This is a genomic window from Enterococcus sp. DIV1375a, assembly GCF_051712205.1.
Lineage (GTDB): Bacteria > Bacillota > Bacilli > Lactobacillales > Enterococcaceae > Enterococcus > Enterococcus faecalis.
In genome coordinates, this window is the sequence record NZ_JBIOOM010000001.1 from 1,246,885 (window position 1) to 1,273,578 (window position 26,694).

The following is a 26,694-nucleotide window of genomic DNA, read 5'->3' on the forward strand; positions in this document are numbered from 1 at the left end:
GCAATCTAGGGCATAATCTGATAGGATAGTACTAGAAATGAGGGAAGGATAATGGAAGAACAATTAGTCGATTATTTACACTATTTACAAATAGAGCGGGGCTTATCAAATAACACACGACGGAGTTACGAACGAGATTTAAAAAAATACGTAGCCTTTTTACAAGAACAAGGCCTGCATTCTTGGGACGAAGTTGACCGTTACATGATTACAGAATTTTTGCAATCCCTTCACGAAGAACAGCAAGCTTCAGCAAGTGTGATTCGGATGATTTCTAGTTTGAGAGGATTTCATCAATTTTTACGTCAAGAACGCTTAAGCGAACATAATCCGATGCAACATATTGACTCCCCCAAGAAAGTTCAAAAATTGCCAAGTACATTATCTGTTGACGAAGTGACTCGATTAATTGAAACGCCTGATACAAGTAAACCACTAGGTATGCGGAATCGTGCTATTTTAGAAGTGATGTATGCAACGGGCCTGCGAGTTAGTGAGCTAATTGAAATAAAATTAGGGGATCTGCATTTATCCATTGGTTTATTGCAAACAATCGGAAAAGGGGACAAAGAACGAATTATTCCTTTAGGCGATTATGCGATTCAATGGATTGAGCGCTATATGAACGAAGCCAGACCTCAATTGATTAAAAATCATCCGAATGAAACACACCTATTCGTTAACCATCATGGCGAACCGTTATCTAGACAGGGCATTTGGAAAAATTTAAAACAGATTGTCCGAGAAGCCCAGATAGAGAAAAATATTACGCCGCATACATTACGGCATAGCTTTGCGACACATTTGTTGGAAAATGGCGCAGATCTTAGAATCGTGCAAGAATTATTAGGACATGCAGATATCTCCACGACACAAATTTATACACATATTACCAAACAACGAATGGCAGATGTTTATAAGGAACATTTTCCTCGGGCTTAATTTGCGAGAATGCCCACAAACGAATAAATTTATGGTAAACTAGGAAGTCGAGAAAAGAAAGTTGGTGTCGTTTTTGCAAGAAATTAATTTAAAACTAGATGTCTTTGAAGGACCACTGGATCTTCTACTACATTTAATTCAAAAATTAGAAATCGATATCTATGACATTCCCATTACAGCAGTAACTGAACAATACATGTCTTATATTCATGCGATGCAAACCTTAGAGTTAGAAGTCGCTGGAGAATATCTAGTCATGGCTGCCACCTTAATGGCTATTAAAAGTCAGATGTTGCTTCCAAAACAAGAGCTTGAAATCATTGATGATGAAGATTTTTTTGAAGAGGAAGACCCACGGGAAGCTTTAGTAGCTCAGTTATTGGAGTATCGGAAATTTAAATATGCAGCGACTGTTTTACATGAAAAAGAAGAAGAACGTAAACTCTATTATACAAAAGAACCAATGGATATGGATGATTATAAAGAGGAAGATACAACACTACCGCCTAATCAAATTAATACAATTGATTTATTTCTAGCCTTTCATGCCATGTTAGAAAAGAAAAAAAATCGCCAGCCTGTTGAAACAACTGTTGCTAGTGACGATGTTTCCATCGAAGAAAAAATCACCGCTATTTCAGAACGTATGCGTCAAGTACAGAAAGGGAAGGCAGTGTCGTTTGATTCTTTCTTCGATTCTTATTCCAAACAAGAAATTGTGACAACGTTCATGGCTCTTTTAGAATTAATGAAAACAGGCGTGATTTATGCTGAACAAGAAAATAATTATAGTGAAATTTTGTTATTTAATACAGAAACCCAGCAGGAAGATACAACAGAGGTGGAGGAAACACAGTGACATTAGTTAGTCAAATTGAAGCAATTTTATTTGTGGTTGGCGAAGAAGGAATTGGCTTGGAAGAGCTTGCGTACTTATTAGAGAAGTCAACAGCAAAAACCTATGAAGAATTAACGAAATTGAAAGAACATTATGCTTCTGACAATAAATCGGCGTTAAATATTTTAGAAGTCGGCAATCATTTTGTCTTAACAACTAAGAAAAAATATGCCTCATTACTAAAAAAATATGCGCAATCGCCTATGTCGAACGCCTTATCACAAGCGGCGCTAGAAACATTATCCATTATTGCTTATAAGCAACCAATTTCGCGTATTGAAATTGATGAAATTCGTGGCGTACAGACTTCTGGCTCTATCCAAAAGTTAGTTGCCCGTCAGTTGATAGAAGAAAAAGGCCGCGTAGATGGTCCTGGTAGAGCAATTTTGTATGGCACAACGAAGTATTTTATGGATTACTTTGGGTTGAAAAGTTTAGATGAATTACCAGATATCCAACAAATGGAAGATGAATTAGAAGAAGAACTACCAATGGATCTATTTTTTGATCGTTATCAAGAAACGAACCCAATGTCTGAAACAACAGAAGGCGAGGAAGCTTAAACAATGGAAAGATTACAAAAAGCAATTGCTCATGCTGGGGTGACTTCGCGTCGCAAAGCAGAGGAATTAATTGTCAAAGGTCGCGTAAAAGTCAATGGCCAAGTGGTCAAAGAATTAGGAACACAAGTAAGTAAACAAGATACCGTTGAAGTTGATGGTGTACCAATTTATCAAGAAGAATATGGTTATTATTTATTCTATAAACCAAGAGGGGTTATTTCTGCGGTGTCTGACGATAAAGGCCGTAAAGTAGTAACGGATTATTTTACAGATGTTACTGAGCGAATTTATCCAGTCGGTCGTCTGGATTATGATACTTCTGGGTTGTTACTTTTAACGAATGATGGAAGTTTTTCACAAAAATTAACCCATCCTAAACATGAAGTAGATAAAGTCTACGTAGCAAAAATTAAAGGTGTACCAACTAAACGAGATCTATTGCCATTAGCCAAAGGCATTCGCATTGATGGCAAACGCACAGCACCAGCCAATTTTCAAATTCTTTCAGCGGATATTAAAACAGGTAGCAGTGTCGTGGAATTAACGATTCATGAAGGACGTAATCATCAAGTGAAGAAAATGTTTCAAGCTGTTGGTTTCCCTGTTCAAAAATTAAAACGTGAACGTTATGGTGAGTTGACCTTACAAGGTTTGCGACCAGGACAATATCGTGATTTAACTAAAAAAGAAATCAGTCAATTATTAAATCAAGCTAAATAAGATAAAATGACTCGATCTCTTCGCGCTTATGGCGAAGGGATTGTTTTTTTTGAGAAATGAAACAATCAATGAAATTTAATAAAAAAGCTTAGTTAGTTGCATTCATTGTTCAAATCGGTTACACTAAGTAAGTAAAAAAATATAATACAAGGTTCGTCTTCAGGGGCAGGGTGTAATTCCCGACCGGTGGTTATAGTCCACGACTCGTTTTTAACGATTGAATTGGTGTAATTCCAATACCGACAGTATAGTCTGGATAAAGAAGATAGGGCTTATTTGAGACGCTTTTTCATCAGATAATCCTACTCTATTTTTCCCTGCAGAAAAATAGGGTTTTTTTGTATGACAAAGAAGCGAATCAAAAAGTTCGTTGAAGATGGGTCCTTAATTGGAGGATTTCAGATGAACAACAAGGTACAAAAAATGGTCAGCATTGCAATGTTGGCCGCAATCGGTACAGTATTACAATTTGTGGCATTTCCGATTATGCCGGCGTTTAGTTTTTTGAAAATCGATTTTAGTGATATTCCGATTCTACTCGGAATGTTCTTGTACGGACCGTTAGCAGGAGTAATTACTGCTTTTGTTCGTTCGTTGCTACACCTGTTCTTAACCGGACTAGCACCGCAAAATATGGTGGGAGATTTCGCTAGCTTTTTAGCAAGTAGTATCTTCACCTTGCCAATTTTTTATTTCTTTGGTAAAAAGAAAAATATCCGTACAAATCGGATAGTGGGCTTAGTAAGTGGGATCTTAGCCTTGACGATTTTCATGAGTATTGCGAATTATTTTGTCATTACACCAATTTACTTACAATTATATGGTGTGACCACACAACAATTTTTAGGAACATCTTTAGCAAGCTATGTGGCGATTGGTATTGTGCCATTCAACCTTATTAAAGGCCTCTTAGTCAGTGGTGTTTTTCTAGTACTACATGCGAAGTTATTGCCATGGCTATCAAAAAAACAACATACTATTCAGAAAAAAACACCGTTAACAAAATAAATGATAAAAAACCTGCTGTTGAACAATGTTTGACAGTGGGTTTTTAAAATTTACGCCTAAAAGAAAAGAGGTTGTCATAATCTGTCATCATTCTGTTAAAAAATACTAAACCATCTGCATTGTAATTTTAACTTTCCCTTGGTATGATAGAAATCATCAAAGAAAGAGGAGTTTTCCTGAGTGAAAAAGTGTAAAAATTGTCGTCACGTGAATCGTGATACGGAGTCCTTTTGTGAAGAATGCGGCGCTCCGCTAATGAATGAATCAATGCATCAAGAGGAAAACCAAGCACAACCATCAATGAATAAAGGGAACGAATCTACTCCTCTCAGATCAAAAAGAAGCTGGATCTGGGTGTTTCTTTTTGTGTTCATCGTTCTTGGAGCGGGTAGCTATTTTCTCGGGACGCATTATTTTTCTAAGGAACAACAAATTTCTCATTTTATTGAAGCGATTGAGAATGGTGATGCCCAAGAATTAAGTAAAAAAATGAGGACGAACGAGTCTGAATTTCAAGTGAATCCGCAAAGCATTAAGCCTTTAATCACTTATTATCAAAAAAATCCAACTGAGCTAAAAAAATTAGAAAAAGCGCTATTAAAGGATAAAAAGCTACATGGTTTAACTATTCGTGAAACAAGTCAAACAGCATTTTTCTTTCACCGTTATCAATTCATTTTAACGCCTGTTTCTGTTCAGTTAACGACGAATCAGCGCGGTGTGACGCTGGCAATGAACGGGCGGGAAGTGGGCACTTCCGACTCAACCACTTATCAAAAGGAATTGGGACCCTTAGCGCCAGGACAATATACTTTTACAGCCACAGTGAAAGATAGCACCGGCGAACCTGTTATCACAGAAGAGTATCGTTTATTAGAAGAGGAAAATTATATTTCTAGTATTCCTTTAGATTTTAAACGAATGAATTTTGTTGTGGAAAGCAATCTGCCAGACGCAGATATTTATATTAATGATCGGAAAGTTGGTACGCTAACGAATGGAAGCAAAACGATTGGCCCTTTGTTCTGGTCCAAAGGGATGACGATTCAACTTAAAAAGACGATTAATGGAGAAGAAATTCAAACATCAAAAGAAACGATTGGTGAAAATGATTTTGTCGAAGCGCTCTCCGATAATCCAACGCTACAATTGAATTTTCCGTTAGCTAGCGACTATGATGCCCGCAAAGCGCTAGAAACCTTTTATCAAGCATTTGCCAAACAAGTGAAAAGTCATACGGATAGTACAGAATTTGCTAAAAAATATCTCGTTGGTGGGGAAAATAATCCTCAATTTCCTTCTTTTATAGAAGCACTTGAACGATTACGTGAAAAGAAATCGACCGATGTTTCACCAGATTTTGAAGTGACCATTAATACGCTACAATTGGATGGTAAAGAAAATTACCATGTCAATTATTATTTAGAAGCCAAAAATTCTAAAGCAAAAGAAAATGGTCTTCGTTATGAATGGATCAATGGCCTAAATGATCAAATTCATTTAGTCAAAGAACCGTTAAAAGAAGGACAATTACAGTTTGTTTCGATAGATGAACAAACACTTGCTTGGCTCGAAAAGATACTCTAAGCAAAAATGAGTGCTAAATTATTTAGCACTCATTTTTGCTTATTTCTATTGCACGCGTGGGACATTTGCGGTACGCTTTTAACACATTCTCGCGTTCGTTTTCTGGAATAAATTGTTGTCGAGCATGCGGCTCGTCTTTAAAAAGGACAATCCCATGATCATCATAATCAAATATATTGGGCGCATAAACTTGACAAAGTCCACAAGCAATACATTTTTCAGGAACTAAACGTGATTGCATAAACAGTGACACATCCTATCTAAAAGAGGTTTACTATGGAAGCAACTTTTATTTTAGCGTTATTATCTCACGGATACAAGGTACGTGCATCAACTTTGTATCATCTTTTAAAAGGCAAACGGACTAGCTCTGTTTTGATTTATGGTTTTTTATATGATTGTTTACGGTTCATTGGCTGGTGGCCAACGATTTCCGAACAAGCCTATTTTCAATTTCTTGAAAAACTTTCGAAGGCGAAACAAATTCAGTATCACAAAGAGACAAATGAGATTCAACTAACAAAAGAAGGGCAACTATTTTTAAAGGAGCACCATTTTTCGTTGCTGGATTATCCTGCAATTGATCTTTATCGTTTTGGCAGAAGTGATCGAGAAAGTTGGCAACTCATTCAATTTGCCGTGCAAGTGACTTCGTATTTATCATTTGAGGAAAAACAGTATATTCCACTTTTATCAACACCGATTCCGCAACTATATTTGAAACGATGGTTACAACAAGACAAGAAAGAGCAGCGCGTTCAATCAATCAAAGAAGAACTGTTGCGAGGGTTTGAGTTACTACCTGAAGCAGAAAGCGACTATTTGGTTGCGCAACTTTCTGGTTATCAGCAAACTGGCAAAGTTCCTCAGCAATTAACAAGCCATAAGACAGTTCTTGAACAGCGTTTATGGCATACGCAAGCGGTTCATCATTTACTGCAGTTGATAATGTACGGAGGAAACTATCCTGCTTTACAAACGCTTGTATGGCCGTATCTAGAAAAAAATCTAAACCAAAGTATGCAAGAAACTCAACGATTGTTAACGGAAGGTAAGACACTTCAAGAAATTGCTGAGCAGCGAAAAATAAAACCGAGTACCATTCATGACCATCTATTAGAGTTGGCTATTCAAGGGCAGCTGCAGGTGTCTGTTTATCTTGAAAAGGAGGCAATACTCCAAAACTTGGCTCAAACAGAACAAGATCCGCGGTTGTGGGTGTATCGGGATTGGCGAGCGCAAGAAGAGACGCTTTCTTATTTAGATTTCCGGTTATATCAAATCCAACAAATTTGGCAAGAAAAGGAGTGAGTGTTGTTGACATTAGAACAAGAATTATTCACTCGATTTGGTTACGCAGCGTTTAAGCCTGGTCAAAAAGAAGTGATTACAAACTTACTTGACGGTATGAATACATTGGCTGTTTTGCCAACAGGCACTGGCAAATCATTGTGTTATCAATTTGTGGGTCAGAAGTTAGAGGGACTAACGGTAATTGTTTCTCCCTTACTTTCGTTAATGGAAGATCAGGTGCGTCAATTACAAAGACAAGGAATTAAAGGTGCGGTTGCCTTAAACAGTACGTTACAGTATTCAGAAAAGCGTTATATTTTAGCGAAAATGTTCCAATACGATTATCTGTTTTTAAGCCCAGAAATGCTTTTGCAGCAAGAAGTACTTAGTGTGTTACAACGCCAAAAAATTGCATTATTTGTGGTGGATGAAGCCCATTGTGTTTATCAGTGGGGCGTCGATTTTCGCCCTGAATATAGTAAATTAGATCTGGTCCAAAAACAGCTAGACTTTCCTTTGACCTTGGCGTTAACTGCCACAGCGACACCCGTTGTACAGCACGCAATTATAAAACAATTATTTTCTCATGGTAGCTATCAAGAAGTTCTTTCTTCAGTGAATCGAAAAAATATTGGCTTGTTCGTGAAGGAAACGTCAGAAAAAGAAGAAGTGTTACTAGATTACTTATCTAAAACGGCTGGTAAAATCATTATCTATTGCGCCACGCGCAACAAAACAGAACAAATTAGTCAACTTATTCAGGCAAAAACCAGTTTTAAGGTGGCCTATTATCATGGGGGCTTGGAGGCTAGTGAACGTAGTCGCTTGCAAGAACAATTTATTGATAATCAAATCGATATTCTTTGTGCAACGAATGCTTTTGGGATGGGAATCGACAAACCTGATGTTCGTGGAGTGATTCATTTTGATTTGCCTGATAGCTTAGAAAATTACCTGCAAGAAATCGGGCGAGCTGGACGTGATGGTCAAAAAAGTTGGGCGCTATTATTGTATAAAAAAGGGGATGAATTTATTCATCGGTTTTTCTTAGAAGAGACAAGAGCGAATCGAGCGACCTTAAAATCGCTGATTGAAGGAGAAGAACAAGCAGGTTTGTTAGAAAATGCCACCGAGTTACAACAAAAATGGGTTCAAGGCTATTTAGCCAAGGATTATTCTTTTGAAGAGCTAGAGCATCGTTTAGAGGAGAAAGAAAAAGATCGTCAAGCGCAATTAAGAGGGATGCTGATGTATATTGAAACCACAACCTGTCGAAGAACGTTGATTCAAACTTATTTTCAAGAACCGATTGTAAAACAATCACTGGAAACTTGTTGTGATAATTGTGCGTTATTCTTTGACATTTACCAAGATTCAATAGTAAAATCGAACAAGACCAGCAATCAAAATGAAGAAGGTTGGCGTTCTAAATTTCTAAAATTATTTAAAGAACGTGATTAATTCATTTTTTTAGTCGGCAGTTGGCAAAAGCTATGATATAATAACAAGCGAGAGAAGTTTAGGAGGAAATTAGCAGTGAGTAAAAAGGACAAAAAGAAAAACCAAGCTCGTGAGCCATGGGAACAATCAATTTATGAACCTGATCAAAATGGTGGTGGTTCTCGTTTAGCAAAACGCCAACAGCAACGAGGAAATTCATTATTTCTAACTGTTTTAGTTATTTTGCTATTATTAATTATTGCCATTCCAATTGGGACTTTCTTATGGATGATGCAAGACAAGAAACCGAACGAAAGTGCTAGCAAAAATAGCCAGCCATCTTCTTCATTAGTCCAATCATCATCAAAAGAGAAGAAAAAAGAAAGTATGTCAAAATCAGTGGAAAGCTCAGAACCAGCAAGCAGCCAACCAGCTGAAAATACAACACCTTCAAGTTCTGATGCTGCTGCACAGCAACAACAGGACCAACAAGCACAACAACAGCAACAACAAGAGCAGCAACAACAACAAGAAGCTCAAAATCAACAACAGCAACAAGCGCAGAACCAACAACCTGTTTATGATACCGTTCAAAGTGGCGAAGGGGCACGTCAAGTTGCCGAACGTAACGGAATGACATTAGAACAAATTTTAGCGTTAAATCCTGGGATTGATACATCTGTGTTTTATCCAGGACAACCATTACGTATTAAATAATCCAGAAAAAGAGGTTTGGACAGCACTTTCAAGGGTTAAACCGCGACGGATGATTACATGAGAATGCCAATAAGCAGAAATTTCCGAAAGATGTTTTGCGTCTTTCGAGGGATTTCGGCTTATTGCTTTTTCGTTAGAAACTCGTCATCAGTTTAAATCCAAGTTCTTTTCTTCTGATTTTAATATAAAAGAAGAAGCGCATTTTAAAGGATGCATATCAGTTAAGGAGTTTTTTCATGGGGAAAATCAGTATTGCTATTGACGGACCAGCTTCGTCAGGCAAAAGTACAGTTGCAAAAATTTTAGCAAAACAATTGAATTATGTGTATTGTGACACGGGGGCCATGTACCGAGCGATTACGTATTTGGCCTTGCAAAATCAAATCGACATTCAAGCGGAAGAGCCATTAGTAGCGCTTTGTGTCAACCACACTATTTCTTTTCAGCAAGCAGAAAATGGCCAACGTGTTTTTATCGATGGTCATGAAGTGACCGAAGCGATTCGCCAGCCAGATGTAACGAATGCTGTTTCAGCTGTTTCAAAACATGCAAAAGTTAGAGAAGAAATGGTGGCGTTACAACAGAAAATTGGTCAAGCTGGCGGAGTTGTCATGGATGGTCGAGATATTGGTACTGCAGTTCTACCAAAGGCCGAAGTAAAGATATTCTTGGTGGCTAGCGTTGAAGAACGTGCAGAACGTCGTTTTAAAGAAAATCAAGAAAAAGGGATTGAGACGGATTTTGAAACTTTGAAGGCGGAGATTGAACGTCGGGATTATTTAGATTCAACCAGAGAAGTATCACCCCTTGTCCAAGCAAGTGATGCTGTGAAAATCGATACAACAGGGTTGACGATTGAAGAAGTCGTCGCCGCCATACAAAATGTGATTAAACAAAAAGGTTTTGAACTTTTTTAAAGAATTTTAAGAAAAATAGAAGAAATCGCTTTATTTTTTTACAAAAATCTCGTACTATGTAAGTATATATAGCTAAGTTTTGGAATTTTTGTTGGCATAGGAGGATAAGAGGCATGACAGATTTTGAAGACAAACAAGTAGCAAACAACGAAACAATGGAAGATGCAATGAACAGCGTTCAAGAAGTCAGTGTTGGCGATATTGTTAAAGGCGAAGTTTTAGCCATTGAAGACAAACAAGTTGTTGTCGGCATTGAAGGAGCGGGCGTTGAAGGCGTTGTTCCTGCAAAGGAATTATCGACTTTACCAGTTGAAGATGTACACGAACTTGTGAAAGTCGGTGATGTGTTAGATTTAGTTGTTATCACATCAATTGGCAAAGATAAAGAAAACGGCAGTTATTTACTGTCAAAACGCCGTTTAGATGCTAAAAAAGTTTGGGAAGAAATTGAACAAGATTTCCAAGCGGGCAAAGTAATCGAAGCACCTGTTACAAATGTTGTTAAAGGTGGTTTGGTTGTTGATGTTGGTGTTCGCGGATTTGTTCCTGCCTCAATGGTTGAAGATCATTTTGTTGCAGATTTTTCTGAATATAAAGGTCAAACACTAGCATTTAAAATTATTGAAATCGAACCTTCAGAAAACCGCTTAATTCTTTCACATAAAGCAGTTGTTGAAGCTGAAAAAGAATCGAAAAAAGAAGAATTACTTTCTTCCTTACATGACGGAGACGTTGTTGAAGGGAAAGTAGCTCGTTTGACAGATTTCGGCGCATTCATTGATTTAGGTGGCGTGGATGGTTTAGTTCATGTTTCTGAAATTGCTCATCAGCATGTGGGCAAACCAAGTGATGCGTTAACTGTTGGCGAAGACGTTCAAGTAAAAATTCTTTCAATTAATCCAGAAGAAGGACGTATTTCTTTATCCATTAAAGAAACATTGCCTGGACCATGGACAGATATCGAAACAAAAGCAGCCGCTGGGACTGTTTTAGATGGCACAGTAAAACGCCTAACAAGCTTCGGTGCGTTTGTGGAAGTTTTCCCTGGTGTGGAAGGATTAGTGCATATTTCTCAAATTTCTCACAAGCATATTGCAACGCCTCATGAAGTTCTTCATGAAGGGGATCAAGTACAAGTGAAAGTTTTAGAAGTTAATCCAGAGGAACATCGTATTGCTTTAAGTATCAAAGCGTTAGAACCAAAACCTGAGTCTCAAGAAGAACCAAAAGAAGAACAGGAATATGAATTGCCTGAAGAAAATACTGGCTTTACCATGGGCGATATTTTAGGTGACGCTTTATCTGATGCGAAAGAAGAGGAATAACACGTTACTTTCTTGAAATTTATGAGTTTGACATAGCCGTAAACAGATCGGCTATGTCAAACTCATTTTTTCTTGAATTGGTTAGAAAATCAGCAGAAACTAAAACTTTTCTTGCACTTTAAGGTTTGATTAGGTAAACTAGTAAGGATTGAAATTCTCAAGGAGGGAATCAAATGGCAAATCCAACTATTGCGATTGTCGGTAGACCGAATGTCGGTAAATCGACTATTTTTAACCGCATTGCCGGTGAGCGTATCTCGATTGTAGAAGATACTCCTGGCGTAACACGCGACCGTATTTATACAACTGGAGAATGGTTAGGGCGTGAATTTAGTATTATTGATACAGGTGGGATTGATTTAGGTGACGAACCATTTATGGACCAAATCAAACACCAAGCAGAAATTGCGATTGATGAAGCAGATGTGATTATCTTTGTTGCTAGTGGCCGTGAAGGAATTACTGATGCAGATGAGTTAGTAGCAAAAATTTTATATCGTAGTAATAAACCAGTGATCTTAGCTGTTAATAAAGTTGACAATCCTGAAATGCGTAATGATATTTATGAATTTTATGCTTTAGGACTAGGGGATCCTTTCCCAGTTTCTGGTAGTCATGGTTTAGGCATTGGCGATGTGTTAGACGAAGCAGTTAAACATTTTCCTAACACTTCAGAAGAAGAGGACGAAGATACAATTAAATTTAGTTTAATCGGGCGTCCAAATGTCGGTAAATCATCATTGATTAATGCTATTCTTGGTGAAGATCGTGTGATTGTTTCAGATATTGAAGGAACAACGCGAGATGCAATCGATACGTATTTTGAATCTGAAGAAGGTCAAAAGTTCTTAATGATTGATACAGCTGGTATGCGTAAACGTGGGAAAGTATACGAATCAACTGAAAAATATAGCGTCATGCGCGCAATGCGGGCGATTGAACGCTCAGACATTGTTTTAATGGTCTTGAATGCAGAAGAAGGTATTCGTGAGCAAGACAAGCGTGTGGCGGGCTATGCCCATGAAGCAGGTCGCGGTATTATTATCGTGGTCAACAAATGGGATACAGTCAAAAAAGATACAAATACAATGCGTGATTTTGAAGCGGAAATTCGTGATGAATTCCAATATTTAGATTATGCACCCATTATTTTTGTGTCTGCATTAACCAAACAACGTTTAAACAAACTGCCTGAACTAATTGAAACAGTAAGTATGAATCAAAACTTACGGATTCCTTCAGCGTTGTTAAATGACGTTGTAATGGATGCTGTAGCAATTAATCCGACACCAACCGATAAAGGAAAACGTTTGAAGATTTTTTATGCAACACAAGTGGCAGTCAAACCACCTACATTTGTTATTTTTGTCAACGAAGAAGAACTAATGCACTTTTCTTATGCCCGGTTTTTAGAAAATCAAATCAGAAAAGCATTTACGTTTGAGGGTACACCGATTAAAATCATTCCGCGACGCCGGAAATAGTGCATTCTACCATACTTTTTTTAGATATTCAAATAAATTTATCAACTTTGAGAAAAAATGATTATTTTTTGAAAAAACTGGTTAAAATACACTAAAAACCTTGCTATTACAACTTTCTTATGCTATCTTGTTAACAGAATATTGAACCAGATCAATATTTGCTGTCTGTTTTTGGACCACTCAAAAATAGACGGAACTTTAGGTGTGTAAAAACATCGTATCTCTTATAGAGGAGGTGAAATGATCCATGGCAAATAAAGCAGAATTAATCGAAAACGTTGCATCTTCAACTGGTTTAACTAAAAAAGATGCTACTGCAGCAGTAGACGCTGTCTTTTCAACAATTCAAGAAACTCTTGCTAAAGGTGAAAAAGTTCAATTAATCGGTTTTGGTAACTTTGAAGTTCGCGAACGCGCAGCTCGTAAAGGACGTAACCCACAAACTGGACAAGAAATTCAAATCGCTGCAAGCAAAGTACCTGCATTCAAACCAGGTAAAGCATTGAAAGATGCAGTGAAATAAGACAGACAATTAGAACCCTTGGTTTCCAAGGGTTCTTTTTTGAATCATACATAAAAAATGTTATTTTAAGAGGTGGTCGAAACAGTACGCTAAAAGGCTAAATTGTAACGAACCTTGGGTGAGAAAAACGTGCTTCGCTCCGAGAATCAAGCGGGAACGGTTCGACACTCGCTCCTTGCTTTTTTGATAAAAAGAGAAATATTTATGAATGAAGGACAAAAATAAGTTGTTGCCAGTAGCTGTTTTTTAGTGGTTATGCTAGACTTGGGGTGAAGGAAGAGGAAACAGTCTTAAGGTGGTGAATCAATGAAATACAACTATTCTAGAGGGGAAAACAAGGTCGCTATTATTTATGGAGAAACATTTGCTTCCGTCCTAAAAAAACGACCAGTAACGACGGAGTCAATCGTTGTTTTGGCGAATCAGCGTTACTATGATCTTTTTTCGGAGAAGATTAATTATGCCTTTGGGGAACAGTTGGGATTAAACTGGTATATTTGTCGCAATGATGTTCATTGCAATGACTTATCAGAATTAGAAAGTGTGTTACGTTTCTTAGCTGATTGGCCAGAAAATCAGGATGTTTTATTGATTGGTTTAGGTAATGAAGGGGTACTACAATTAACCGCATTTTTGCACCAAGTAAGTAAGTGTTCCTCCAAATGTTGGCTGATGCCTGTGTCTGTTCAAGCGTTACGGCAAGGACTTTTACCAAGTGTCACAATTCAGCAAGTACAGCATGCAACCATGCATATAGAAAATCATTCAGAAAAAATTTTGTTTGATAGTACCTTGACCAATAAAAAAGGTGCCGCCCCTTTAATTGATTTGCTCGTTTTTATTCGAGCGGGTCTTGTCTGTGATTATGCTTATTTACAAATGCTATACCAAACGTATCCAGATAAAAAACGGTTGAATCAAACGTCATTTAATGGTATTTTAGACGAGTTGTTATCCTTTTATGAACAAGCAGGGGAAAAAGTGGATCAATTTGGCCGAGTTTTTGAAGCGGCCTTTGCTACAACCGAAAATGGCCATTTGTTATCAGGCCCCATGAAACGATTATTGGGATTATTGTTACAAGTTTTATGGAGCCAGCAAGTCAATCACTTTGACTTTCAATTTAAAAATTTTATCGTTTGGTTTATTCGCTTAGGTTTTCCGGTGGCGTTTCCAAAAGAAATTTTAAGTGCTGATTACGCAGAACAAGTCTTGGCTCACACAGAAACACTAGGTCCTCCTATGGTGTTGGAAAAAATCGGTCAACTAGGAGCAGCTTTAAAGCCAACGCCCGATCAACTGTTAACAACGATTGAAAGATACCAAGAAATTTTAAAAGAGATTTGAGGGGAAATTATGTCATATAGTGAAAAAATGGTTCAAGCATTACAAGCTGAAAATTTAGCAGAAGCACAGTTAATGTTTGAAGAAGCATTAAAGAAAGATGATGAAAATACCTTAGCTGATTTAGGGGAAACGTTATTATCTTTAGGTTTTCTAGAAGAAGCCAAACAAATTTTCCAACAATTGTTGGAACAATTTCCCGATGCAGATGGCTTAAACATTCCATTAGCAGAAATCGCCATTGAAAATAATGAAATAGATGACGCATTCATCTATTTAGAAAAAATTCCAGAAACTAGTGACAGTTATGTCCAAAGTCTCTTAGTCACTGCGGATTTGTACCAAGTTTTAGGGATTCCAGAAGTCAGTGAAGCGAAATTAAAAGAAGCAGCCAATCTTATGCCAGAAGAGCCGTTAATTCAATTTGCTTTGGGAGAACTATATTTTACAAATGGTCAATTTGTCGAGGCTATTACTCGTTATCAAAGCATTGTAGAAAGTGGGACAGCGCAAATCTCTGCTATTTCCTTGAATGAACGCTTAGGAAGTAGTTACAGCATGTTAGGTGATTTTGAAGAAGCAGTTCCTTATTTGGAAGCCGCGGTCAAAGAAGAACAAACAGACGATCGTTTATTCCAGTTAGCTTTCACTTATTTACAGTTACATGAGAATCAAAAAGCCATTGCGTTGTTCCAGCAATTAAAAACATTAAACCCACATTATCAATCACTTTATCTATATTTAGCGGAAGCGCTCCAAGAAGAAGAGCAATTAGAGGAAGCAAAAGCGGTGATCGAAGAAGGAATTGCGGAAAATCCCTTCCAAGTAGAGTTATACCAATTTGCCTCTGAAAATGCCTATCGCTTACACGATATTGCTGGTGCTGAAAACTGGTTGTTAAAAGCTTTGGAATTAGGTGAGAAAACAGATGAAAGTCGTTTGACCTTAAGTAATCTCTACATCACGGAAGAGCGTTTTGAGGAAGTAATTACTATTTTAAATGATTTAGAGGAAACGGATCATCCTTATGCTGAATGGAACTTAGCAAAAGCGTACAACGAATTAGAAGACTTTGCCGTCGCTAAAGTTCATTACGAACAAGCAGCGCAAGAATTGTCTCACGAACCAGAGTTTCTAAAAGAATACGCATTGTTCTTACGAGAAGAAGGCGAACTTGAAAAAGCAAAACACTTGTTGCACCATTATTTGGAACATGAACCTGGTGATGTCGACATGCAATCTGTGCTAGCAGATATGGAAGAAAGATAGGAAACGACGATGTTTGTTAGTTTATCAGAAAAGAAAAAATTTTTAACTTGGTTAGTGAATACCGTGCCTTTTGGAAGAAGAGAAGTACTGTGGATTTTAAATTACTTATTAACGCACGATGCGATTTTAAATAATGTTCATTTTGTTGAGAACGTAGAGAAAACCGATCGGGGGATCCGTGTGGTAGCGGATGGTTTAGGTAAGGAGCCGTTATTGCTTTTTATCCAAGCACAAGAATTTACAGATCCGGAACAAATTTTTCATGAGATTCGAATGAATTGGCGGAAAGCTCTTTATTTAGAATGTGTATTTCCAGAGGCTTGGCAAACGAGCCAGTATTTATCTGTTTTAGAAGATAATCCGTTTGCGCCATGGAATGAACAAGTGGATCAAGAAGTTGCCAGAGCGATTGATCAATATTTTAAGCAAGAAGAACAAACGCAACGAATGGCATTACTTAAAGCTCAAATTGATGATGCTTTAGAAACAGGCAACAAAGAAGCGTTTTTAGAATTATCCGATGAATTAAATCGTTTGAAACAACAATAAATAAAACCCAGCATTTTCAATAAATGCTGGGTTTTATTTATTGTTTTAATTTAAAGCGCCGTTGTTTGCTGGGTTTTGCATAAGTAAAGCCTTCGCCAATTGCTTCATGTACGTTAATGATGGACACAAAGGCTTTTTCATCTATTTCATTAGCAATCCGTTTGACTTCCATTATTTCTCGAGGACTGACTACCGTGTAGAGAACCCGTTTTTCCACTTGTGAATAAGCACCTTCACCATTTAAATATGTTACTCCGCGTTCTAAAGAAGCCATTAAACTTTGACCGATTTCTTCGGAATGATTGGAAACAATTAAAATTCCTTTCGCAGCATAGGCTCCATCGAGTACAGAATCAACAACACGACTGAAAACAAAGGACACAATTAAAGTATACATCATTCGTTTGACATCAATATAGGTTAACGAGAGGAGTAAGACTGCAACATCAAAAAGTAACAACGAGCGGCCCATGCTAATCCCAAAGTATTTTTCGAAAATGCGGGCAATGACGTCGGTCCCACCAGTGGTTCCGCCTACGCGGTAAACAAGGCCACTCCCGAATCCTGCGGCCAAACCAGCTAAGAGAGCAGCAATCAATAAATCATGATCTAAATTAATTTCAACAGGAAATTTTTGCCAAAACCACAAAAATACCGATAACGACACGGTACCAATTAGCGTATAATAGAGGGAACGTTTGCCTAAAATTTTACCACCAATTAATAAGAGCGGAATATTGATTAATAATGTCGTATATGCTGGGTTAAAATGAAATAAGGCTCTTAAAATCAAAGTAATCCCCGTGACACCACCTTCGGCCAGGTCATTGGCAATATTGAAAGTAACCAAACCAAAGGCATAGATACAGCTTCCTAATACAATAAATAACACATCTTTAAAATAAAATCTTTGTTCTTCCATTTAATCACGTCCTTTTACAGTATAAACTGTATCATTCTCTATATAAAACAACAAGTAGAACCTTTCCAGATAGCCAAGTTTTTGATAAGATGTAGGAGGTAGAGTAAGAAAGGTTGGGGTAAAATGTCAGAATCAGAACAACGTAGTTTGCAATCGATGCAAACAGAAGTTGATGATTATATTCAACAGTTTAAAACAGGCTATTTTTCACCATTAGGACAAATGGCTCGTTTGACGGAAGAGGTCGGAGAATTAGCCCGTGAAGTCAATCATTATTATGGTGAAAAACAGAAAAAAGCAGACGAAAAACCAAAGACAGTATCAGAGGAACTTGGAGATGTCTTTTTTGTATTGATTAGCATGGCAAATTCTTTAGAGATTGATTTAACCGAAGTTTTTGAAGAAAATATGGCCAAATTTAACAAGCGGGATCGTTATCGCTTTGAAAGAAAGGATGGGAAAACACATGATTAAAATAATTGTCGCTGGGTTTAAAGGACGGATGGGCAGTACTGCTACACAAATGGTCTTAGAAACCGCAGACTTTGAATTAGTAGGTGTGTATGATCCTCATGAAGCACAAGAAACTGTTTCTTTCAATGATGAAACAGCAATTCCCGTTTTTCAGCGCTTAGAAGAAGTCCTAGCTGTCAAACCAGATGTTTGGATTGATTTTACGGTTCCTGAAGCTGCCTATCCAAATACGCGTTTTGCGTTGGAACACGGTATGGCGCCAGTTGTTGGGACGACAGGCTTTACGGAGGAACAAATCGACGAATTGACAAACCTATCTCGAGAAAAAGCCATCGGCGGCTTAATTGCACCAAATTTTGCAATTGGGGCAGTTTTAATGATGCAATTTGCCCAAAAAGCGGCACAGTATTTTCCGGATGTGGAAATCATTGAATTACATCATGATAACAAATTAGATGCACCAAGTGGAACGGCTATAAAAACTGCAGAAATGATTCAAGAAGTTCGGCCAGCAAAAAAACAAGGGAATCCGCAAGAGGTAGAATCAATATCAGGGGCACGCGGGGCTGATTTCGAGGGTCTGCGAATCCATAGTGTCCGCTTACCTGGTTTAGTGGCACACCAACAAGTCCAATTTGGCAGTGTAGGTGAAGGGCTCACTATTCGGCATGATTCTTATGATCGGCGTTCATTCATGACAGGAGTGGCGTTAGCTTGTCGGCAAGTGGTACAGAGAACAGAACTACTTTACGGATTGGAACAGATGCTATGAAATTGACAACTATTCCAAACGAATTTAAAGAAGCTGCTCCCGTTATTCGTGAAATCAATGCACAGGGCTTTGAAGCGTATTTTGTCGGGGGCAGCGTCCGTGATGCTTTATTAAATAAACCAATCCATGATGTCGATATTGCGACAAGTGCCTACCCAGAAGAAATTAAGCAAATTTTTAAACGAACCGTTGATGTGGGCATCGAACATGGCACAGTCCTTGTATTGATGGAAGACCAACAGTATGAAGTAACAACCTTTCGTACCGAGTCAACTTATCAAGACTTTCGCCGACCGGATGAAGTCACCTTTGTTCGCTCCTTGAAAGAAGATTTAAAACGACGAGATTTTACGATTAATGCCTTGGCGCTCGACAGCACAGGTGAAATCATTGATTTATTTGATGGTATCGAAGATTTAACTAATCAAACCATTCGTGCAGTCGGCAATCCCCATGAGCGGTTTCATGAAGATGCTCTGCGAATGATGCGGGGCTTACGCTTTGCTAGCCAATTAGATTTTAAAATTGAAGAAAAAACCTTAGCCGCTATCGCTGAATTTCATCCTTTATTGGAAAAAATTTCAGTAGAACGCATTACAATTGAATTTGTAAAAATGCTTTTAGGGGTTAATCGACAAGGTGGCTTAGCTCCGTTTATTGAAACAGAATGCTATCAATATTGTCCCAAATTACGAGAACAAGGGGCTGGACTTTTTCGTTTAATGGACTTGCCTGCTCGTCAAATTGAAACAGAAGCAGAAGCGTGGACGTTACTTATCCAATCGTTGAATTTACCAGAAGCAGAAATTCGCTCCTTCTTAAAGGCTTGGAAACTTTCAAATCAATTAATTCAAAACGTTTCACAATTAGTACGCGGTTTGCGTTTTCGCTTGAGTAACGACTGGCAGCCAATGGTGCTTTATGAATTAGGCGAAGAATCAGCAGTACTTGTTGAAAGGCTTTTATATTATTACCAACAAGAGAGTCAAGTACAAGTAACAAAAGAGTTAGTTAAGGCATTACCCATCCATCAAAGACATGAATTGGCCATAACAGGAAAAGACCTTTTAGCCGTCTTAGAAGAAACACCAGGCAAATGGTTAGGGGAACTGATTGCTGAAATCGAGCAACACGTTGTTGAAGGTAGCTTAGAGAATAAACAAGAAGTTCTGCTTTCGTTTGCCAAAAAACAACGTTCAAAAGGAGAGAAAGCATAATGCCAACAGAAATGTTTACAAAAGAATTCTTGGTGAAAGAATCACAAACGGCTAAAATGCTCGGTTCTGGTGACTTAGAAGTTTTAGGAACTCCTGCTTTAGCTGCCATGATTGAACAAACAGCCAAAGAAGCTGTGAAGGACCAATTATCAGTTGGGGAAACAACTGTCGGAACGGTGTTAGAATTACACCACTTATATCCATCTGCGGTAGGGGCGACAATCGTTGTTACGATGACCAGCATTGAACAGACTGCACACAAAATACGCTATGAATTTGTTGCTTATGAAGGAGAACGACAAATTGCCAAAGGTTCTCACCAACGTGCAGTAGTTGATATTGATTCTTTTTTAAAAAGAATAACAAAAGATTAAGAATCTACAGCGAAAGTTTGTGACCGTTTATCAAAAGTATGGTAAACTAATAATGTAAGAAATTATTTTTAAGTAAGGAGATTTGTGCTATGGCTAGAGAAATGACAGGACTTAAATTTTATTTCAGAAATGGTGAAACTTGGACGATTGATCGTCGTTTTATTGGTGATTTATGGATCAAACATATTACAACAAGTTTTGGCCGTATCCATGGTAGTGAATTTGTTGAAATTCATCCATGTGAAGGGTTCAAAATTGAAATTTTCCAAGAAGGAGATCATGTTCAAACCCACGATATTAACTTAGGTGGCTTAGAATTAGGGATGTTCTCTCGTGCTTTAAAATATGAAGATATCGAACGTATGGAAATTCTTTACAAAAATGGCACACCAGATTTAGTTTATTTCCCTTACAAAGATAAAACAGATGAGGGCTTGGATAACATCTATCAATCTACAAAAGTCAGCGAAAAAACTAAAAACTTATACATTGTTATCGACCCAACACAAACAGTTGACGATGTATACGCTGAAGAATTAAAATAATTTTTGCCCCACAGGAATCAGTGAAATGACTGGTTCCTGTGGCTTTTTTAGTCTTTTGGCGAATAAAATAACATTGGTTTTAATGAAATAGTCAAAAAAATAAGGGAATAAGTGTTGACACATGTTTTTTCTAGCGGTATACTGTTAACAATTCTTAATTAAATCAGTTTTGGAGTGATTCTTATGACAACAACGAAGAAAAACCATACACAACTGAATAACTTTTACTTTAGCTATTTTAGATAGGTTTGTATTCATAACATTATGGGTACAGACAACAAACGTTTGTATCTATAATGGCTAGGGAAATTTAAGATGACTTTCAGCCATGTAGATTTAAGAAAATCTATAGTGGCTTTTATATTGCTTTTTTGTAGGGTATTCACTGTAGATTTTTCTTAAAATTTACTGTGAATATCCTTTTTGTTTGGCCAAAAATTAGGATTTCAGAAACTTACTAAAAAAATTTCGTAAAGGAGCACACAGGATGAAAGAAATAACTGGAGCCACTCGTTTAGCTGGGCTATTCGCGAAACCCAGCCGACACAGTATTTCACCGTTGATTCATAATACAGCATTTCAAAATTTAGGAGTTGATGCTCGGTATCTGGCGTTTGACGTTGGACAAGAGACATTGCCACAAGCAATTGAAGCGATTCGAACGTTTCACATGTTAGGGGCCAACTTATCAATGCCCAATAAAGTGGCGGCTGTAAGTTATATGGATGAACTAAGTCCTACCGCTCAACTGGTTGGCGCAATTAATACGATTGTCAACAAAGATGGAAAACTTTACGGAGACAGCACGGATGGTACTGGTTTTATGTGGAGTTTGAAAGAGAAAAAGGTTGACGTTTTTCAGAATAAAATGACCATCTTAGGAACAGGTGGTGCAGCCTTATCAATCATTGCCCAAGCTGCTTTAGATGGCGTGAAAGAAATCGCCGTTTACAACAGGAAAAGCGCGGGCTTTAACGACAGTCAAAAAAAACTGGCAAATTTCACTGAACGAACCAACTGTGTAATTCATTTAAACGATTTAGCGGATACTGAAAAACTAGCAAAAGATGTTGCTGAAAGCGTCTTGTTAGTTAATGCAACGAGTGTGGGTATGCATCCACATGCGCATAGTAGTCCTATAGAAAATTATGCAATGATTCAACCGAAGTTATTTGTGTATGATGCTATTTATAATCCCAGAGAAACACAGTTATTAAAAGAAGCCCGTTTACGTGGTGCAGAAACAAGCAACGGCTTGGACATGCTACTTTATCAAGGAGCTGCTGCTTTTGAACAATGGACAGGACAAAAAATGCCTGTATCAGTCGTAAAACGTAAAATTGAAAATAGATAAAAAGAGCGCCGTTTAAAGGCATGAGGAGAGAATATAATGATCGTAATTATGAAAGAAAATGCAACCGAAAAGCAAATGAAACAAGTCATTGATTTAGTAACAGGTGCAGGCTTAACTACTCAAACAAGTCAAGATAATGGAAAAACAGTGATAGGCTTGATTGGTGATACAGAAAAATTAGTTGAAGCAGAGTTAACAGCATTAGAAGGCGTGGAAAAAAGTGTTCGCATTTCGTTGTCTTACAAACTAACGAGTCGTTTATTTCATCCAGAGAATACAGTGGTTGATGTGAACGGTGTTAAAATCGGTGACGGCAGTATGACCATGATGGCGGGCCCTTGTTCAATCGAAAGCTTAGATCAGATTCGTGAATGTGCGCGAATTGCTAAAGCTGGAGGTGCAACAATTTTACGAGGTGGTGCATTCAAACCTAGAACGTCGCCATACGATTTCCAAGGACTAGAAGAAGAAGGACTGAAATACATTCGCCAAGCGGCTGATGAATTAGATATGCAAGTCATTACAGAAGTGATGGATGAAGCGAATTTAGAACTTGTCGCAAAATACAGTGACATTTTACAAATCGGTGCGCGCAACATGCAAAATTTCAAGTTATTACAAGCGGTTGGTAAAACTGGAAAACCTATCGGCTTAAAACGCGGGATTGCTGGTACGATTGATGAATGGCTAAACGCAGCTGAATACATTGCTGCGCAAGGAAATTTCAATGTGATCTTCATTGAACGTGGGATTCGTACGTACGAAACCGCTACGCGCAATACACTTGATTTAAGTGCGGTGCCTTTAATTAAAAAATTAAGTCATTTTCCAATTATTGTTGATCCGAGTCATGGTGTTGGTATCTGGGATTTAGTACCGCCAATGGCCCGAGCAGGTGTTGCTTCAGGTGCGGACGGCTTGATTGTAGAAATTCACCCAGATCCAGCGAATGCGTGGTCAGATGGGCCACAATCCTTGAATGAAAAAACTTACCTACGTATGATGAAAGAAGTTCATATCATCGAAAAAGCAATGAAAGAAATTAATGCTTTAGAAGATTAGTAAAGACAGAGGAGTAGAGGACATGAAATTAACCGTAACGTTACCTACACATTCATATGATTTAACCATCGAAACAGGTGCCTTAGATAAAATTGGCACCTGGGTACGTAGCCTGTGGCAGCCACAACGGGTAGCGATTATTACCGATGAAACGGTGAATAAATTATATGGCGTAGCTGTTGAGAAAGAACTGCAAGCTGCTGGTTTTGAAACATCATTGATTGCTGTAGCGGCAGGTGAACAAAGTAAGAGCCTCGAAACAGCTCAGCTGCTTTATGATTTTTTAGCGGAACAGCAATTGACTCGAAGTGATGGTCTAATTGCTCTAGGTGGAGGCGTTGTGGGAGATCTAGCTGGATTTGTCGCTTCAACCTATATGCGCGGTATTCACTTTTTGCAAGTACCAACAACCTTACTGGCACAAGTAGATAGTAGCATTGGAGGTAAAACAGCGGTTAACACTAAAAAAGCCAAAAATCTTGTCGGTACTTTTGCCCAACCAGATGGGGTTTTAATTGATCCTAATACACTTAAAACATTAGAACCTAGACGTGTGCGTGAAGGAATTGCAGAAATTGTAAAATCAGCAGCTATCGCTGATGTTGAATTGTGGCACCGTTTATCCTCTTTGGAAAATGAACAAGATTTAGTGGCACATGCAGAAGAAATTATCACGGCCTGTTGCAAGATTAAACGTGATGTCGTCGAAGAAGATGAATTAGATTTGGGCTTACGTTTGATTCTGAATTTTGGGCATACGATTGGCCACGCATTAGAAAATACAGCTGGTTACGGGGTGATTGCTCACGGTGAAGGCGTTTCTTTAGGAATGATTCAAATAACTCAAGTCGCAGAACAACGAGGGCTTTCCCCACTTGGGACTACCCAAGAGTTGGTCACCATGCTAGAAAAGTTCGATTTACCAGTAACGACAGATCGTTGGCCAGAAGAACGTCTCTATCAAGCAATTACACATGATAAAAAAACACGTGGGGGACAGATGAAAATCATTGTCTTAGAAAAAATTGGTCAAGCGAAAATTGTCTCTTTACCAACGGAAGAAATTCGAGCATTTTTAAACAGAGAAGGAGGAATTTAAGATGCGCTTTATTACAGCAGGCGAATCACATGGACCTGAATTAACTGCTATTATTGAAGGCTTACCAGCCGGCTTGCCTTTAAGTAGCGAAGAGATTAACCGAGAATTAGCAAGACGTCAAGGCGGTTACGGTCGTGGGGGACGGATGAAAATTGAAAAAGACCAAGTACGTATTACTTCGGGCATTCGGCATGGTAAAACACTTGGCTCACCAGTAACGTTGATTGTCGAAAACAAAGACTGGAAAAATTGGACCTCCGTGATGTCAGTAGAGCCAGTTCCTGAAAAACAAAAGAAAATCCGCCGCGTCAGTAAACCACGTCCAGGACATGCTGATTTAGTTGGTGGCATGAAATATCAACATGATGATTTACGGAATGTTTTAGAACGTTCTTCGGCACGAGAAACAACGATGCGTGTGGCGATTGGTGCGGTTGCTAAAAAACTCTTAGCTGAACTGGATATCCAAGTCGCTGGGCATGTCGCGGTATTAGGCGGGATTGAAGCTACGATTCCTGAAAATTTAACGATTCGTGAAATTCAAGAACGATCTGAACAATCTGCCGTTCGCGTATTAGATCCTTCCGTAGAAGAAAAAATGAAAGAACTAATTGACCAAACCAAGAAAAATGGCGATACAATTGGTGGGGTAGTAGAAGTACTTGTGGGTGGCGTTCCAGCTGGCTTAGGTAGCTATGTTCAATGGGATCGTAAACTAGATGCCAAAATTGCGCAAGCTGTTGTAAGCATCAATGCTTTTAAAGGTGCTGAGTTTGGCATTGGATTTGAAATGGCGCAACGCCCTGGTAGTCAAGTGATGGACGAGATTGTTTGGGACGAAAGTACAGGTTATACCAGAACTTCCAACAATTTAGGCGGTTTTGAAGGAGGAATGACCAACGGAATGCCAATCATCGTTCGTGGTGTCATGAAACCTATTCCAACCCTTTATAAACCATTACAAAGCGTGAATATTGATACAAAAGAGCCTTATAAGGCCAGCGTTGAGCGCTCTGATAGCACGGCGGTACCGGCCGCTAGCGTTGTTTGTGAAGCCGTTGTTGCAACGGAAGTAGCGAAGGCTATGCTCGAAAAATTTGATAGTGACTCATTTGAACAAATGAAAGAAGCAGTGAAACGTTATCGTCTATATACTCAAAACTTTTAATGGAAGAAAGTCGCAAGTATATGGAGGGAAAAAATGAAGAAACGTATTTTAATCGTAGGATTAGGGCTAATCGGGAGTTCACTGGCTTTGTGTATCAAAAAAGGGCATCCAAACAGTGAGATTATCGGTTTTGATAATCAAGCGGAGTCAACTGAATTTGCTAAGAAAACGGGTCTAATTGATGAGATAGCTGAATCTTTAACAAGTGGGGCAAGACGAGCAGAGATTATTTTTCTTTGTTCCCCAGTTAAAGCAACTTTAGTACAACTAGAAGAATTAAACCAATTATCACCAGAAACTGCTCTGATCACAGATGTGGGTAGTACCAAGGTGGAAATTAATCAGTTAGCAACAAAGCTTAACATGAAAAATTTTATTGGTGGTCATCCAATGGCTGGTTCACATAAATCCGGCGTAACAGCCGCTGATGAACGTTTGTTTGAAAATGCCTACTATATTTTTACCGATGACCATGGCGAAAAAAGCAAACAGATTCAGGAGTTACAAACGTTACTAAAAGGAACGCATGCGAAGTTTATTACGATGCCTGCACAGGAACATGATGAAATTACTGGTGCTCTAAGTCACTTGCCACATATTGTTGCCGCAGCTTTAGTGAACGAAAGTCAGCAACTGAATACCACTTACCCTAGAGCACAGCAGCTAGCGGCTGGAGGATTCAGAGATATTACTCGAATTGCTTCCTCTGATGCAACGATGTGGACGGATATTTTATTAAGCAATCGCTTAGTATTATTGGACTTACTAGAAAATTGGCAAAAAGAGATGACTACTGTTTGCCAATGGTTAACAGAAAAAAATGCCCCAGCTATTCGTAATTTTTTTGATAAGGCCAAAGAAACACGTGCTCAGTTGCCCATTCATAAAGAAGGCGCAATCCCAGCTTTCTATGATCTGTTTGTTGATGTACCAGATCAACCAGGAATCATTGCTGAAATTACGCAAATTTTAGGCGAAGCGGACCTTTCTCTTACAAATATTAAAATTTTAGAAACGAGAGAAGAAATCTATGGGATTCTTCAATTGTCTTTTAAAAATCAATCAGACTGCCAAGCTGCAAAACAAATTTTATCTAAAAAAACGAACTATACGTGTTACGAAAAATAA

At 38.2% G+C, this 26,694-nt stretch carries 28 protein-coding genes and 1 riboswitch; of the genes, 26 read left to right on the forward strand and 2 right to left on the reverse strand.

What is annotated here, in order from left to right; all coding sequences use genetic code 11:
- The first annotated feature begins 51 nt into the window (after positions 1–51).
- The 6 genes from xerD to IGJ63_RS06110 all read left to right on the forward strand — a co-directional run bounded on the left by xerD (position 52) and on the right by IGJ63_RS06110 (position 5,718).
- A complete protein-coding gene (gene xerD / locus IGJ63_RS06085; RefSeq protein ID WP_002360354.1) occupies positions 52–942 on the forward strand; it encodes a site-specific tyrosine recombinase XerD in 891 nt (296 codons plus the stop codon).
- Positions 943–1,006: 64 nt separating this feature from the next.
- A complete protein-coding gene (locus IGJ63_RS06090) occupies positions 1,007–1,801 on the forward strand; it encodes a segregation/condensation protein A (RefSeq protein WP_002390627.1) in 795 nt (264 codons plus the stop codon).
- A complete protein-coding gene (gene scpB, locus IGJ63_RS06095) occupies positions 1,798–2,403 on the forward strand; it encodes an SMC-Scp complex subunit ScpB (protein ID WP_002357625.1) in 606 nt (201 codons plus the stop codon). The genes IGJ63_RS06090 and scpB overlap by 4 nt, the downstream gene beginning before the upstream one ends.
- A gap of 3 nt (positions 2,404–2,406) precedes the next feature.
- Positions 2,407–3,123 carry a pseudouridine synthase gene (locus tag IGJ63_RS06100; RefSeq protein WP_002357624.1) on the forward strand — a complete coding sequence of 239 codons (717 nt, stop codon included), beginning with the start codon at positions 2,407–2,409 and terminating at the stop codon, positions 3,121–3,123.
- Positions 3,124–3,274: 151 nt separating this feature from the next.
- Positions 3,275–3,394: riboswitch (FMN riboswitch) on the forward strand.
- Between the two features lie 71 nt (positions 3,395–3,465).
- On the forward strand, positions 3,466–4,131 hold the full coding sequence (locus tag IGJ63_RS06105) for an ECF transporter S component (RefSeq protein WP_002382314.1): 666 nt from the start codon (positions 3,466–3,468) through the stop codon (positions 4,129–4,131).
- A gap of 255 nt (positions 4,132–4,386) precedes the next feature.
- Positions 4,387–5,718, forward strand: a complete 1,332-nt coding sequence (locus tag IGJ63_RS06110) for a zinc ribbon domain-containing protein (protein WP_002398998.1) — start codon at positions 4,387–4,389, stop codon at positions 5,716–5,718.
- 22 nt (positions 5,719–5,740) lie between these two features.
- Here the strand turns inward: IGJ63_RS06110 and IGJ63_RS06115 are convergent, their stop codons facing one another.
- Complete coding sequence (locus IGJ63_RS06115) at positions 5,741–5,959, reverse strand: ferredoxin (RefSeq protein ID WP_002357617.1); 219 nt, start codon at positions 5,957–5,959, stop codon at positions 5,741–5,743.
- A 35-nt stretch (positions 5,960–5,994) separates the two neighbouring features.
- On the opposite strand from IGJ63_RS06115, the gene IGJ63_RS06120 reads away from it, so the two are divergent.
- From IGJ63_RS06120 to IGJ63_RS06165, 10 genes are all read left to right on the forward strand, one after another.
- A complete protein-coding gene (locus IGJ63_RS06120) occupies positions 5,995–7,029 on the forward strand; it encodes a helix-turn-helix domain-containing protein (protein ID WP_284955000.1) in 1,035 nt (344 codons plus the stop codon).
- Positions 7,030–8,472, forward strand: coding sequence for a RecQ family ATP-dependent DNA helicase (locus tag IGJ63_RS06125; RefSeq protein WP_101732314.1), 1,443 nt, complete (start codon positions 7,030–7,032; stop codon positions 8,470–8,472).
- 75 nt (positions 8,473–8,547) lie between these two features.
- Positions 8,548–9,168, forward strand: a complete 621-nt coding sequence (locus IGJ63_RS06130) for a LysM peptidoglycan-binding domain-containing protein (protein WP_101732315.1) — start codon at positions 8,548–8,550, stop codon at positions 9,166–9,168.
- Between the two features lie 236 nt (positions 9,169–9,404).
- Entirely contained in the window at positions 9,405–10,085 is a 681-nt protein-coding gene (gene cmk / locus IGJ63_RS06135; RefSeq protein WP_002357612.1) for a (d)CMP kinase, read from the forward strand.
- Positions 10,086–10,198: 113 nt separating this feature from the next.
- Complete coding sequence (gene rpsA / locus IGJ63_RS06140; RefSeq protein ID WP_002360341.1) at positions 10,199–11,410, forward strand: 30S ribosomal protein S1; 1,212 nt, start codon at positions 10,199–10,201, stop codon at positions 11,408–11,410.
- Between the two features lie 173 nt (positions 11,411–11,583).
- Positions 11,584–12,894, forward strand: a complete 1,311-nt coding sequence (der, locus tag IGJ63_RS06145; protein ID WP_002357608.1) for a ribosome biogenesis GTPase Der — start codon at positions 11,584–11,586, stop codon at positions 12,892–12,894.
- Between the two features lie 247 nt (positions 12,895–13,141).
- Positions 13,142–13,417 carry an HU family DNA-binding protein gene (locus IGJ63_RS06150; protein ID WP_002357604.1) on the forward strand — a complete coding sequence of 92 codons (276 nt, stop codon included), beginning with the start codon at positions 13,142–13,144 and terminating at the stop codon, positions 13,415–13,417.
- Between the two features lie 306 nt (positions 13,418–13,723).
- A complete protein-coding gene (locus tag IGJ63_RS06155; RefSeq protein ID WP_131750624.1) occupies positions 13,724–14,764 on the forward strand; it encodes a hypothetical protein in 1,041 nt (346 codons plus the stop codon).
- Positions 14,765–14,773: 9 nt separating this feature from the next.
- Positions 14,774–16,030 carry a tetratricopeptide repeat protein gene (locus IGJ63_RS06160; protein ID WP_002377424.1) on the forward strand — a complete coding sequence of 419 codons (1,257 nt, stop codon included), beginning with the start codon at positions 14,774–14,776 and terminating at the stop codon, positions 16,028–16,030.
- Between the two features lie 9 nt (positions 16,031–16,039).
- Positions 16,040–16,579 (forward strand): ReoY family proteolytic degradation factor, encoded by a 540-nt coding sequence (locus IGJ63_RS06165; RefSeq protein WP_002360333.1) that lies wholly within the window; start codon positions 16,040–16,042, stop codon positions 16,577–16,579.
- A gap of 37 nt (positions 16,580–16,616) precedes the next feature.
- On the opposite strand, the gene IGJ63_RS06170 is transcribed toward IGJ63_RS06165, so the two are convergent.
- Positions 16,617–17,501, reverse strand: a complete 885-nt coding sequence (locus IGJ63_RS06170; RefSeq protein WP_002357595.1) for a YitT family protein — start codon at positions 17,499–17,501, stop codon at positions 16,617–16,619.
- A 123-nt stretch (positions 17,502–17,624) separates the two neighbouring features.
- Between IGJ63_RS06170 and IGJ63_RS06175 the strand changes: the two genes are divergently transcribed.
- The 10 genes from IGJ63_RS06175 (at position 17,625) to IGJ63_RS06220 (ending at position 26,694) form a co-directional block, all read left to right on the forward strand.
- Positions 17,625–17,975, forward strand: coding sequence for a nucleotide pyrophosphohydrolase (locus IGJ63_RS06175; protein WP_002363944.1), 351 nt, complete (start codon positions 17,625–17,627; stop codon positions 17,973–17,975).
- A complete protein-coding gene (gene dapB, locus IGJ63_RS06180) occupies positions 17,968–18,747 on the forward strand; it encodes a 4-hydroxy-tetrahydrodipicolinate reductase (protein ID WP_438746098.1) in 780 nt (259 codons plus the stop codon). Before IGJ63_RS06175 ends, dapB begins: the two co-directional genes overlap by 8 nt.
- Entirely contained in the window at positions 18,744–19,964 is a 1,221-nt protein-coding gene (locus tag IGJ63_RS06185; protein WP_081115658.1) for a CCA tRNA nucleotidyltransferase, read from the forward strand. The genes dapB and IGJ63_RS06185 overlap by 4 nt, the downstream gene beginning before the upstream one ends.
- Complete coding sequence (locus IGJ63_RS06190; protein ID WP_081115661.1) at positions 19,964–20,338, forward strand: thioesterase family protein; 375 nt, start codon at positions 19,964–19,966, stop codon at positions 20,336–20,338. Before IGJ63_RS06185 ends, IGJ63_RS06190 begins: the two co-directional genes overlap by 1 nt.
- Positions 20,339–20,427: 89 nt before the next feature.
- Entirely contained in the window at positions 20,428–20,883 is a 456-nt protein-coding gene (locus tag IGJ63_RS06195) for a hypothetical protein (RefSeq protein WP_002357586.1), read from the forward strand.
- 487 nt (positions 20,884–21,370) lie between these two features.
- The gene (aroE, locus tag IGJ63_RS06200) at positions 21,371–22,237 is read left to right on the forward strand and encodes a shikimate dehydrogenase (RefSeq protein ID WP_002363947.1); all 867 of its coding nucleotides are present in this window, start codon (positions 21,371–21,373) and stop codon (positions 22,235–22,237) included.
- Between the two features lie 36 nt (positions 22,238–22,273).
- On the forward strand, positions 22,274–23,299 hold the full coding sequence (aroF, locus tag IGJ63_RS06205) for a 3-deoxy-7-phosphoheptulonate synthase (RefSeq protein ID WP_438746100.1): 1,026 nt from the start codon (positions 22,274–22,276) through the stop codon (positions 23,297–23,299).
- A 22-nt stretch (positions 23,300–23,321) separates the two neighbouring features.
- Positions 23,322–24,398 carry a 3-dehydroquinate synthase gene (gene aroB / locus IGJ63_RS06210; RefSeq protein WP_438746102.1) on the forward strand — a complete coding sequence of 359 codons (1,077 nt, stop codon included), beginning with the start codon at positions 23,322–23,324 and terminating at the stop codon, positions 24,396–24,398.
- Position 24,399: 1 nt separating this feature from the next.
- On the forward strand, positions 24,400–25,566 hold the full coding sequence (aroC, locus tag IGJ63_RS06215) for a chorismate synthase (protein WP_002357582.1): 1,167 nt from the start codon (positions 24,400–24,402) through the stop codon (positions 25,564–25,566).
- Between the two features lie 33 nt (positions 25,567–25,599).
- Complete coding sequence (locus IGJ63_RS06220) at positions 25,600–26,694, forward strand: prephenate dehydrogenase (RefSeq protein ID WP_002366684.1); 1,095 nt, start codon at positions 25,600–25,602, stop codon at positions 26,692–26,694.